Below are 12031 nucleotides of genomic sequence, written 5' to 3'. Positions count from 1 at the left end.
TATTACGAAAATATTAACGATGACTATAAGTTAAGATAATAATGAAATATTGATAAATGTGAATAAAAAAATCTTTACAGGCAAGACTGCGAGCCTTGCCTGTATAATCTTACAATCTACAACTTGATGAATTAGAAGGTGTTCTTGATATGTTGCTTCCTTTATCTGTACTACTACTTTTTTCATCAGTGGTGATTTTGACTTTAAATTCAGGGCAATGTGGAATTTGTCCTTTAGAAGTAGAGGGTGGGGGAGAGTGTATAGATAGCAAATTCTCGCTAGAGCCAGATTGATCTGGAGTTCTTCTTGTTAAAGAAAGTTTTGAATCACTTTTGGTGATAAATGGTAAAATAACTGAAGCTATTGATCCTCGTGATCCTCGTGAAGAAGAAATTGGTACTTTCAACGTAGCTTCTTGTCTTGCAAGTTTACCTCTTTTAGGGGCGTCATCTGATACGCTCAATGTTTTCTGTATTTTACGCAAAAAAACCTTCCGTTTAGCACCGAACAGAAAAATCTGTCAAATCAGGAAAAAACTCCCAATTTAAGTTTTTAGTAGTTTTTAAGTATAATTATAGGAAGCGCTTCTGCAGTTATAACCGTAATCTTCACTGGTGCCATAAGTGCCCGTCGTTTAGCGTGGTTTTGGAGGAACGGTCAGATCATTGATGGAGTCTTTTAGACTACCTCGGTTAGGAGATTGTATTATCAACCGCCCCAAGCTGAAGCGCTTTACTTATTATAAATTATAGGAGCTATCATGAAAAAAGCCATGAAAAAAGCAAAAAAAAGTAAATTAGAAGTAATGAACCCTAACGCAGCAGGAATAGACATTGGTTCAGCTGTACATTATGTATGTGTGCCAGAGGGAAGAGATGAGCAACGTATACAAAAATTTAGCTGCTTTACAGAAGACCTTCATAATATAGCAAAGTGGTTAAAGAAGTGCAAAGTTACTACAATAGCTATGGAATCAACAGGAGTGTACTGGATTCCTTTGTTCCAAGTACTTGAAACATATGGACTTGAGGTAAAGCTGGCAAATGCAAGACATGTAAAAAATGTGCCAGGAAGAAAGTCAGATGTCCAGGATTGCCAATGGCTTCAACAGCTACATAGTTATGGATTGATTCAAGGATCATTTAGGCCAGATGATCAAATGTGTGTATTACGTGGTTATGTTCGGCAACGTAAAAACCTAATTGAAAATGCATCTACACATATCAATCGTATGCAAAAGGCATTAATACAAATGAATATCCAATTACATAAAGTTATAAGCGATATTACTGGTGTTACAGGAATGCAAATTATTAAAGCAATAGTAGAAGGTGAAAGGAATCCTGAAAAATTAGCTGAATTTAGAAGTGTGAATATGAAGAATGATAAGGCTACTATAGCAAAAGCATTAACAGGCGATTATAGAGAAGAACATTTGTTTGTATTAAAGCAAGAATATGAAACATATAATTTTTTTCAAGAGAAAATAATTGAATGTGATAAAAGTATAGAAAATTATTATAAAACATTGGAAACGAAGTCTGATGAAAGTAAAGAGTTAGGTAGGGAAAAAAATAAGTCTAGAAGAGGCAGACCAAACTTCACTTTGCGTGAAGAATTGTATCGGGTAACTGGTACAGATTTTACCAAAATTCCTGGATTTGATGTGTTAACTGTGCAAACTATTATTTCAGAGGTTGGTATTGATCATAGTAAATGGCGATCAGAAAAGCATTTTACCTCATGGTTGGGACTCAGCCCTGGTAATAAGATTACAGGGGAAAAAGTATTAGGAACAAAAACTCGTAAAGTTATTAACCGCGCTACAAATGCTTTTAGAATGGCTGCTTATTCTGTGGGAGGTAGTAAGAGTGCATTAGGTGCGTATTGTAGGAAATTAAAAAAACGACTAGGACCAATAAAAGCAATTACTGCGACGGCAAGAAAATTAGCATGTATCTTTTATCAAATGTTGAAATACGGGCAGGAGTATGTGGAAAAAGGGATGGAATATTATGAAACATGTTATAAAGAGAGAGTTGTAAAAAACTTGGTCAAGAAGGCACGGGAACTTGGTTATATCTTGATTCAACAAGAAGAACTAATTGAGGGAGTTTCTTAGGAGTGCAGATGAGAATAATATTTCTTTTTGTATTTTATCTAAATTATATCGATTGGGGCAATAAAAGTTACCCCATACCGCTTCTGCCTCATTTTGCAAAAATTCAACACACTCTGTATTTCCACTTTTTGCAGCTAAATGCAGTAAGGTCTTTCCTTTGTAATTTTTTTATTTAATATCTCTGGTATTTTATTATTTTTATTTTTTTTTACATGGGTAAAAAAGTATTTAAGGCATGCTCTATTACCTGAATGAGCTGCCATGTGAAATGCATTATCACCATCGTTGTTTTTGTGAAAAATTTCGTTATTCAAATCAATTTTTTTCTTTCTTATGTTGCTAATTACGCATTTAAGAAGCTCTGCTCTACTATCACTAAATCTAGCAGCAAGATGCAAAGGGGTGTTTCCTTCATTGTTGAGTCTATTTACCTCTGTACCTTTTTTGATTAGTAAATTTATGCAAGCTTTTCTGTGTTGCACTTCTGTATCGGGTAATGATTTGTCACCTTCGCCTGATACGGCTAAATGTAATGCTGTATTTCCTAAATCTGTTTCTTTATTTGTGTCATAATTAGAAAATTTTCCAAGTAAGAATTCTAAGCAATCATATTGCCCATACATTGCAGCCAGGTGTACAAGACCTCTTCCATATCCACCTTCAGTCTCCTGAATTATTTTTCCACTTCTTTCATAGCTATCGAAGAATACCCTAACACAATCTGAGTGACCCTTTATAATAGCTCTATGTAAAGGGGTATTATTTTTATTGTTTTTAATACTAATATCAGCATCCAAATGAATTAGTTTTTCTATAAATAGTTTGTTGCCACATTCTGCTGCTCTATGTAGCGGAGTGTTGCCATCTTTATCTTGTCTGTTTATTGCGCTGCGTAGTCTACCTGCTAATTTCAGGTCATTGATAAAATAGTCTATTGCCTTTTCATCTACTGTCTTAGCATTTGCAATTCTGTGTAAAGGATTTTCATCATGTTTATTTCTTGAAAACTGTACACAATTATCAATCAAAAATTTTATGCATTCTCCACTGCCAGATTGAGCGGCATAATGTAGCGCATTATCTCCATTTGCATCTTTTTTACTTTTCTCACTTTCGAATAATCCTCTTTTTGTTAGTCTCTCCTTTATGTATTCTAAAAGATCAAGCTTCCCGCTTTCAGCAGCATAGTGCAATTCACTGTTGCAGTGGATAGTATCAGTAAATCGTGCCCCATTTTCTACGAGCAGCTTAAAGAACTCTTTATTGCCTAATTCGGCTGCATAATGTAATGGCGTTTTACCATTTTCGTCTTTACTATCTATTTCTTTTTTAATGTCATGACTAATAGAGCTACGTAACCCATTAATTACTGCTCCTAAAAATTCATTATTACCTGACTCAATTGCATAGTGTAAAAGTGTTTTACCTTGATTATTTGTAAAATTTTTTAATCCTTTTATTAATTCTGTTTTATTCGTTTGAAAATAATGATGTATTAAAAATATAGTATTCCAAATATGAATGTCATATTCATCATCATCTTTATTTTGCTCAGCTCTTTCTATAGCAACAGTTAGTAGTGAAGAGCCATCGTCACTAGTTATATTCCACCTATCTTGACGAAGTTTTTCTCTTGCTTTTCTATCTACATCATCCAGAACTTTTTCTACTAATTGGTTGAAATTATCGTCCCATATTTCACATTTTCCTTCCTTGATTTCTTGTATTATATGATCATATATGTAACCGATATCTTCCTTGTTTAACAAGATTCCTGAATCTTGTGAGCTGTTTTTACTTGAGCCTACGCTTGTGCTTTCTTTTTTTCCAGATTTCCATACGAGCAATTTACTTGCAGATCTACGCATACCTCCTGCTACTTCTGCAACATTAAGAAGACCGCTACTTTCTGTACCAGAAGAACCTCTACTTGTACTAGCTCCTTCATTGATAGGTGGTTCATTGTTGTTTATGTGCATAGCATTTACCATAATAAATTAATAACATACTGGTATTATGTTTTTCTTATGGTAAATTTTGTATTAAAATGCAGTTTACTTATTACTTCCATTAAGTATGGTGGCTAGTAGTCTATCTTTACCAAGTATAAACCACAAGATGGTGCAGTAACTCCAGCAGCAGCTCTTTTACATTCGTTCAATATATTGAGCATTTCTCGTGGATCAGTTTTATTTTTTCCAAATTCCACCAAAGTGCCTACGATAATTCTCACTTGATTATGTAAGAAAGAGAGAGCCGATATTTTTATATGTATGCGATTACCATCTTGTATTATATCAATACTGTCGATTGTTCTTACTGGGTTTGCAGCTTGACAATCTTTTGAGCGAAAACTTGAAAAATCATGCCTGCCAATCAGGTATTTAGCAGCCTCTTGCATGATATTTATATCAAGCGGATTAAATACTGGCCACACATATCCATATTCCAGTGCTGCAGGAGCATAGCGATTTACTATTCTATATTCATAGTGTCTTTTTTTTGCTGAAAAGCGAGCGTGGAATGCGTCATCTACAACTTCTGCGTTAAGTACAACTATAGGAATTGATTTTAAATGATAGTTTATTGCATTTCTTATTCTATAGAGCTCAAATTCTCTTTGCATATCAAAATGAGCAACCTGCCCAAAAGCATGAACTCCCGCATCTGTTCTACCACCACAGTATAGCATAATTTTCTCACCACTAAAGCTAAATATAGCACTCTCTATGGTTTCTTGGATCGAGTTAGTAGAATGCTGCTGCTTCTGCCAACCGGAAAAATTTCTTCCATTATATTCTATCGTTATTTTGTACCGCATTACATTTTGCTCAACTATTCAGCAATTATATATCTTGTGAGATTTCTTCACTTTTGGATAAATTCCATCTGCATTTCCTGCATATCATTTTCTATCCGCTTTATTTGATCTACTAGTCTTTCCTCTAAATCAAGATTACCAATTAACCTTGCCTCAACTTTTTCTTTTTGTAATGAATTTAATTCCTTTAGTAATACTATGTTATTCCAAACAATTTCTGCAGATCTTTTATTATTTAATTGACCACTCAATATTCTAGTTCTTTTAAATATTGTTCCACTAAGATCAAACTGTTCCAATTCTAAAGATTCTTTACTCAATTCACTTTTCTCGCTTGCTAAACGAACTATATGCTGCTGCAACTTTTTCATTTCTGGATTAGTAAACTCAAAATGAGAGAATTGCTCAAAAAACATAGGATCGTTTAAAAACTCAGGAAATTCTATGATTATACGTAGAATTATAGCCTGATTTTGCTCTGCTTCAATTAATTCTGGGGATTTATTACGAAAGTACTCACCTCTTGTTGCTTTAGCATTGAAAATATGCTTCTTAAAATTACCTCTTAATTCATTAACTTTATTGTAAAAGTAATCTCTGTAGTATCTTTTTATGCTGCTGTTGGTAATGGCATTCACATACTGCATAAACTTATGCTCAATCACTGAAAATTGCTCCGGAGCAAGTCTTTCGTAGCTTTGCAAGTTGTTGTTAATGATATGGTGCCATAAATACTCAGAATGTAATTTTGTTGAATGATCAAAAATCTTTAATATATCCTCTTCCTTGTACTCCAAATCGTTACAAATATCGTAAGGATCTTTACTTTTTGGTAAAGTTACAAATTTCAGCGTGTATCCAGGCTCCAATATGGGCAATGCAAGTTCTGCAACTCGAATAGCAGCTTTATGTCCAGCGCTGTCACCGTCCATGCAGATGGATATTTCCTTAGCAAATTTCCACAGATTTTTTACCTGCTCTGAAGAGATTGCAGTTCCAAGAGGAGCAGCTGTATTGCAAATTCCTGCTTGATGTAGTGCTATAACATCCATATATCCTTCAACGACAAAGATATGTTGTTTTTTACGTATTTCACTTAAAGCAAGATTTAATCCATATAAATTCTCCTTTTTCTTAAAGAGTAGACTTTCTGAACTGTTTAAATATTTCGGCTGTTGTGTGGAATTCAGTGCACGTCCACCAAAACCAATAATTTTACCTGTAATATTATGTATAGGAAATATCAACCGATCGTAAAAATAATCATGAAGGTTTTTATTTATTAACCTAACATCTATCAAGGTCTTATCTTCAATGCCCGATGAATTTAAATATTCCTTCAAGCCAGAAGCTGGTGCGTATCCTATCTTAAATTTATTTATTGTTTCAAACGAGATTTTGCGCTGCCTTAAATATTCCATAACTCCATGATTTTTCTGTGAAAACCAACTAGCAGCCAAATTTAGTGCTGAAAATAGCTTATTATCTTCTCTTAGATTGAGGTTCTGAGGTAATTCAACGCCAGCAATGGGCGCTAATTTTTCCACTGCTTCTTTAAAACTTAAACCTTCAGTGCGTGAAATAAATTCAAATGCATCACCATAAGCAGAACAGCCAAAACAATAATACAAACCTTTTGTATTACTCACCGAAAAAGATGGCGTTTTTTCATTGTGAAATGGGCATAATCCAATAAAACTATCTCCCCTTTTGACTAGTCTAACTTTTTTACCTACTAGATCAGACAGTGATAATTTTGATTTTATAATATCTATGTAATCCATTAGATTTCTTTCATATGCGTTTACTTTCATTCCTGCATAGCTATACGAGCATAATAGAGCTCTTCATGGTTATATAAGAGCTCTATTATGTACATCTAACTTAGTGCCTAGATTAATATTATCACAATAGCTAAAAAGAAAAATTTATTTTAGTGCGAAATTCCGTTATTCTATAAGTGGGATTATTTTAAATGAGTGTGGGGTGACGCAAAAAACAAAAAAGAGAATTGCTTTTGATATATTAATACTAGGTTTGAGGGTAGGGGTTTTATGTATTGAGATATTACTAAAGTTTAATTGCAATTTTACCATTAATAACATACATAAATTACGAGTTACAAGTAACATTTTTAGGCTATTTATCCTACCTGCCACTGTGCTCTATTTATATGATTCAGTAGATAGTTTGCTAAAAAATGGTCAAGGTTCTAAACAAAATATAGAAAAAATAGAAGTTATAGCTAAAAAGTTAGCAATAATCGGCTTATGCCTTTTTATACTCATAAGTGTAAATTCTCGCGTAAAATTCTTCTTTGAAGAAGTATTTATTCCTAATAAAAAAGCTAATGAAGATGATTATCATGTACCATTATTGGATCCATTGGTAGTTCATTATCTTTTTCTCATAGCTGCAACTTTATTTTTAGTTTCAAGTATGATCAGATGTTACTCTGCTTACAATAAAGCATACAGCAGTGCAGAGGAAGAGAAAAAACCGTTTTTTAAACGTGTATGTTTTTTAATATTGGATTTAACAATTTTTCTTACTGAAACTTTAGGCTATGAGCTGATGTCTAGCCGAAAAATATCAATCTCAGAGGATATTACATATGATTTTGATCTACCTAATGTGTTAAATAGAATTAGAGATGTGTGTTTTTTGCGGTCATTGTATTATAGCTTAATGCAGGACCCTTCTGATCCTTCGGGCCCTTCTGACCAGCAACCCGGCAGCTCACTTGATGAGGTAGAGCTTTCTATGAACCTAAACTACGGACAGAATAGATGATAGAAGGTAAAGGATAGGTGACATAGAATCATCATTTATCAGGTTATTTTATTTACTGATTTTGATGTAAAATACAGTTTCTATAAGCTTTCTTGTAACTACACTTAAAACACTATACAATCTGTTTATATAGCATATCAAAATTATGGCCCTGACAAAATTCCTTGATCCAAAATGTGATTTAACTTTCAAGAGGATTTTCGGCTCAGAGAAGAACAAAAATATTCTCATTCACTTTTTGAACGATATTTTAGGCTTTACTGCAGAAAGCAAGATACAAGAAGTTGAATTTTTAAGCACTATCATGGACCCAGAAATTGCTTCTGATAAGCAAAGTATTGTCGATATTTTATGCAAAGATTCTGCCAACAATAGATTCATCATTGAAATGCAAGTGGCTCGTGACAAAGGCTTTGAAAAACGCGCTCAATTGTACGCTGCAAGGGCATATTCAAGGCAATTGGACAGATCTGGCAATTATGTTGATTTACAAAAAGTTTACTTCATCGCCATTGCTAATTGTAATCTATTTCCTGAAGAAGTAGATTACATATCCACACATAACATACGGGATATTAATACTAATGGAAATTATTTAAAAGATTTACAATTTGTCTTTATTGAGCTGCTAAAATTTCCTAAAAATGAAGTGAAACAGTTGGAAAATATTGTGGAAAAGTGGTGTTTTTTCTTTAAATATGCAGAGGACACCACAGACGAAGACCTAAAAAAGATTGCAAGAAGAGCACCAGTAATAAAGCAAGCTTATGAAGAGTTAAATAAATTCCACTGGGATGAAAAAGATTTGTTAGCCTATGAAGAGAGAATAATGGACTTACACAAGGAAGAAGCCATTATTGAATACAGAATTGACCTTGCTACTGCAAAGGGAAGAGAGGAGGGTAGAGAGAAAGGAAGAGAAGAAGGCAGAGAGGAAGGAATTAAAATTGGTGAAGAGAAGGGGATAGAGAAAGGAAGAGAAGCTGGAAAAATTGAGGTGGCAAAAAATCTACTTAAAATGGGTGTATCATGTATCCATTCAGCCGGGCGGTAAAATAAAGAGTAGACAAGGAATGCTAAAAAGGTAAACTAGAGTGGCTGTGAGGTAATATGGTTGATCTTTTAGAATTTTGCGAAAGTTTAAGCAGACTATAGAAAAGTTAGAAACAAAAATAGAAGAGCTTAAAGCAGAAAATAAAGCGCTAAGGATCGAAAACGCTGAGTTAAAAGAAAGGCTTGGCTTAAGTTCAAAAAATTCATCTATACCAAGCTCCAAAGAATTATATAAGATGAGGGAAAATAAGCCAAAAAGTGACAGGAAAGTAGGAGCACAGGTTGGACATAAAGGCAGTTACCGCCCTAAAATGGAGGCAGATGAGATGGTAAAAATAGAACTGCCCAATACGTGTGAGTGCGGAGGAGAAATTGCGGTATCAAAAGATCCGTATACTCATCAAAAGGTCGATTTGCCGGAAATCAAGCCGTATGTAGTTGAATATCAACTAGAGCATGGACGTTGCAAAAGATGTGGAAAAAGAAAAAGTAGCAAGCTACAAGAAGGAGTAACTGCGGACACATTTGGTCCAAGAGTTAAGTCAGTAATTACAGCATTAAGTGGATTTTACAAGAATTCGAAAAAAGAAGTGGCAAATATTATAAAGGACATTTTCAACCTGGATATCAGCGTCGGTAGTGTATCAAATAGCGAGGCTAGAGTGGCAGAAAAATGCCAAGAAGCATATGAGCAAATTGAGGAAGAGGTAAGCAAGAGCAAAATTTTACATATCGATGAAACTAGCCATTACAACAAAGGTAAACAGGGCTGGTGCTGGATGTTTGCGAGCAAAATAGGAAGTGTGATCAAATTGACAGAGTCAAGAGGGATGAAAGTCCTGGAAAATAGTAAATTTGGAAAGAATAACAACCTAGTAGTGACCAACAGATATGCAGCTTACAACTACTTTTCCAGCAAGAAAAGGCAGGTCTGTTGGGCACATTTAGCAAGAGATTTTGAAAGGTTGTCTCATAGTTGGAATAGCGAAGTGAAAGTTTTGGGGTATTATTTAAGGAATGTTGCTACTGAATTATTTGCATTGAAAAAAGCTCTGTTAAAGGATGAAATAGACAACATTAAGGTTCATAAGAAGAGCAAGAAAATTACGCAAGCGAACGAGATATTACTTAAAGAATATATCAAATTTACCCGAGGCAATTGGAGCGTCTCGAGTAGCAAAAAATATCATGAAATCGGATCTGATGATGTGGAAATTTTTGGACGATCCAGAAAATATTCCACTGACAAACAACTATGCTGAGCAACAGATTCGGCATTACGTTGTTTACCGAAAAGTTTCATATTTTACACAATCGAAACGGGGAAATATGTTTCTTGAGAGGATAATTTCATTGTACTTGACTTGGAGGCAAAAGAAGTTAAATCCTTTTCAAAACCTACTGGCTATTGCTTCTTAAGCCATACATCTGAATGGATACATGAAATAATTACATAATATATATTATGGAAAGAAAAAGTATTACACACAATTAATTTACTATGTTGACTTATACTACAGAATTAACTACACCAGTATATTATATCAATAATGGTAAGTAATATATGGTAAATTCTATAAATTTCCTTAACGACATTTATTTCTTTGAAGAAGGCGCAAGTTATACTATGTGCATACAAAAAAACGATGTAGGTTATAATTGCATGGATGCTATTGGAAGAATTGTAGGAGATTCTAAAGCTCCACATATTTCACATTTTCATGAGTATACTCTTCCAAATGATAAGATAAAAAGAGAATCTATATCTTTTGACTTGGAGGGCTTAAAAATTACTGAATCTGGAGCTATTGAAGGCATTCCAAGCGCTTATCACGTGATGTACAAGATAGATAATAAATCATTTAATAATAAAGATAACGAAATAACATTCACAGCACACTCATCACCTAACAAAATGATAAATGTGAAAATTCAGAAAAACACTTGAGTTTTTTATGTCATCTGTCGTCCCAGTGCCTAGTCACTGGGATCCATGGTTTTTAGCACAAAAACAACAGATTTTTTTGTTTATGAAAAGAACTGGATTCCAGCTTCACGCGCTGTAATGACACTATCTTCTAGTATGTGAAGAACATATTACAATGTTCGTACAGTTGTGTATTACACGCACTGGTATAATACGTAGGCAATTGGCCTAAAATGCAATGTTTGTACAATTGTAACTGAAATAACACCCCTCCCCTGTATTTTAAGTAACGGGGAGAAAAAAGTAGCTGCTTGCTAGTATTCTCTGTGTTATAATTAAAACTTAATAATGTAAATTTAAGGAGGATTTCTTGAGCTTATTTAATAATCTTTATAAAGGTCTGTTGAAAACTTCTTCTCGCTTTAGCAATGAGATAAAAAGTATTTTCTCTACTAAAAAAAAACTGGATCAGCCGCTTTTAGATGAGCTAGAGGAATTGCTAATTAGCATGGATATTGGTCACAAAACTTCTAAATTAGTTATTGATAAGCTGGCAAGTGTCAGATTTGAAAAAGAAGTTGAGCACAATGCGATTACTCAGCAGCTGATAAACGAAATAGAAACTATGCTAAATCCAGTTGTGCAGCCGCTCATTTTAGATAAAAAACCACATATCATAATGGTATGCGGAGTGAACGGTAATGGTAAAACTACAACTATAGGTAAGCTTGCACATAAATATAAGAAAATGGGAAAATCTGTTATGCTTGTTGCATGTGACACATTTAGAGCCGCAGCAAGTGAGCAACTAAACATTTGGGCAGAGCGCTCTGGCTGTTCTATTGTGACCGGGGAACATGGAGCCGATTCTGCAAGCGTAGCATATAGAGCTGTAAGTCAGGCTATAAAAGATGAAACAGATATTGTTCTGATTGATACAGCAGGAAGATTGCAAAATAATATGAATCTTATGGAAGAATTGTCAAAAATCTATAGGACGATAAAAAAACTGGACGATACTGCTCCTCATGATGTCATTTTAGTACTTGATGCCACAACAGGTCAAAACGCTTATAGTCAATTGGAAGCATTTAGCAAAATGGTAAACGTCACAGGTTTAATCGTAACAAAGCTTGATGGCACTGCTAAAGGTGGAGTGGTAATCGGACTTGCAGAAGCCTATAAGGTAAAATTATACGCCATAGGCATTGGCGAAAGTATAGAGGATTTAAGAGAGTTTACCAGCAAAGAATTCGCTGAAGCGCTATTTAATTGTAACTAAAAGACTTCCTTAAATTACGATGCTCGTATCATT

General features: G+C 34.2%; 10 protein-coding genes and 1 pseudogene. 6 read left to right on the top strand and 5 right to left on the bottom strand.

What is annotated here, in order from left to right:
* Nucleotides 1-109: 109 nt before the first annotated feature.
* Entirely contained in the window at nucleotides 110-463 is a 354-nt protein-coding gene (locus HF197_RS02095) for a hypothetical protein (protein WP_168464087.1), read from the bottom strand.
* 309 nt (nucleotides 464-772) lie between these two features.
* On the opposite strand from HF197_RS02095, the gene HF197_RS02090 reads away from it, so the two are divergent.
* Nucleotides 773-2122 (top strand): IS110 family RNA-guided transposase, encoded by a 1350-nt coding sequence (locus HF197_RS02090; protein WP_168464853.1) that lies wholly within the window; start codon nucleotides 773-775, stop codon nucleotides 2120-2122.
* Here HF197_RS02090 and HF197_RS07640 read toward each other — a convergent pair.
* The 4 genes from HF197_RS07640 to dnaG form a co-directional block, all read right to left on the bottom strand.
* The gene (locus HF197_RS07640) at nucleotides 2102-2266 is read right to left on the bottom strand and encodes a hypothetical protein (protein ID WP_369800025.1); all 165 of its coding nucleotides are present in this window, start codon (nucleotides 2264-2266) and stop codon (nucleotides 2102-2104) included. The genes HF197_RS02090 and HF197_RS07640 overlap by 21 nt on opposite strands.
* The gene (locus HF197_RS02085; protein WP_168464086.1) at nucleotides 2257-4113 is read right to left on the bottom strand and encodes an ankyrin repeat domain-containing protein; all 1857 of its coding nucleotides are present in this window, start codon (nucleotides 4111-4113) and stop codon (nucleotides 2257-2259) included. The genes HF197_RS07640 and HF197_RS02085 overlap by 10 nt, the downstream gene beginning before the upstream one ends.
* 92 nt (nucleotides 4114-4205) lie before the next feature.
* Entirely contained in the window at nucleotides 4206-4943 is a 738-nt protein-coding gene (gene truA / locus HF197_RS02080) for a tRNA pseudouridine(38-40) synthase TruA (protein WP_168464085.1), read from the bottom strand.
* 47 nt (nucleotides 4944-4990) lie between these two features.
* Nucleotides 4991-6727, bottom strand: coding sequence for a DNA primase (dnaG, locus tag HF197_RS02075; RefSeq protein ID WP_168464869.1), 1737 nt, complete (start codon nucleotides 6725-6727; stop codon nucleotides 4991-4993).
* Between the two features lie 202 nt (nucleotides 6728-6929).
* On the opposite strand from dnaG, the gene HF197_RS02070 reads away from it, so the two are divergent.
* The 5 genes and pseudogenes from HF197_RS02070 (at nucleotide 6930) to ftsY (ending at nucleotide 11998) form a co-directional block, all read left to right on the top strand.
* Nucleotides 6930-7736, top strand: a complete 807-nt coding sequence (locus HF197_RS02070) for a hypothetical protein (RefSeq protein ID WP_168464084.1) — start codon at nucleotides 6930-6932, stop codon at nucleotides 7734-7736.
* 145 nt (nucleotides 7737-7881) lie between these two features.
* Complete coding sequence (locus tag HF197_RS02065) at nucleotides 7882-8790, top strand: Rpn family recombination-promoting nuclease/putative transposase (RefSeq protein ID WP_168464083.1); 909 nt, start codon at nucleotides 7882-7884, stop codon at nucleotides 8788-8790.
* 56 nt (nucleotides 8791-8846) lie between these two features.
* Nucleotides 8847-10208: pseudogene (gene tnpC / locus HF197_RS02060) on the top strand (IS66 family transposase).
* A 145-nt stretch (nucleotides 10209-10353) separates the two neighbouring features.
* On the top strand, nucleotides 10354-10737 hold the full coding sequence (locus HF197_RS02055; RefSeq protein WP_168464082.1) for a hypothetical protein: 384 nt from the start codon (nucleotides 10354-10356) through the stop codon (nucleotides 10735-10737).
* 349 nt (nucleotides 10738-11086) lie between these two features.
* Nucleotides 11087-11998, top strand: a complete 912-nt coding sequence (gene ftsY, locus HF197_RS02050) for a signal recognition particle-docking protein FtsY (RefSeq protein WP_168464081.1) — start codon at nucleotides 11087-11089, stop codon at nucleotides 11996-11998.
* The last annotated feature ends 33 nt before the right edge of the window (nucleotides 11999-12031 follow it).

It is taken from the genome of Wolbachia endosymbiont of Ctenocephalides felis wCfeT (assembly GCF_012277295.1).
In the GTDB taxonomy this organism is placed as follows: Bacteria; Pseudomonadota; Alphaproteobacteria; order Rickettsiales; family Anaplasmataceae; genus Wolbachia.
The sequence above is the reverse complement of the archived record's forward strand: the minus strand, read 5'-3'. Positions and strand labels throughout refer to the sequence as shown.

Coding starts and splice junctions, on each gene's coding strand:
- HF197_RS02090 (WP_168464853.1), top strand. CDS start 773: ATGAAAAAAGCAAAAAAAAGTAAATTAGAAGTAATGAACCCTAACGCA.
- HF197_RS02085 (WP_168464086.1), bottom strand. CDS start 4,113: ATGGTAAATGCTATGCACATAAACAACAATGAACCACCTATCAATGAA.
- truA (WP_168464085.1), bottom strand. CDS start 4,943: ATGCGGTACAAAATAACGATAGAATATAATGGAAGAAATTTTTCCGGT.
- dnaG (WP_168464869.1), bottom strand. CDS start 6,727: ATGGATTACATAGATATTATAAAATCAAAATTATCACTGTCTGATCTA.
- HF197_RS02065 (WP_168464083.1), top strand. CDS start 7,882: ATGGCCCTGACAAAATTCCTTGATCCAAAATGTGATTTAACTTTCAAG.
- HF197_RS02055 (WP_168464082.1), top strand. CDS start 10,354: ATGGTAAATTCTATAAATTTCCTTAACGACATTTATTTCTTTGAAGAA.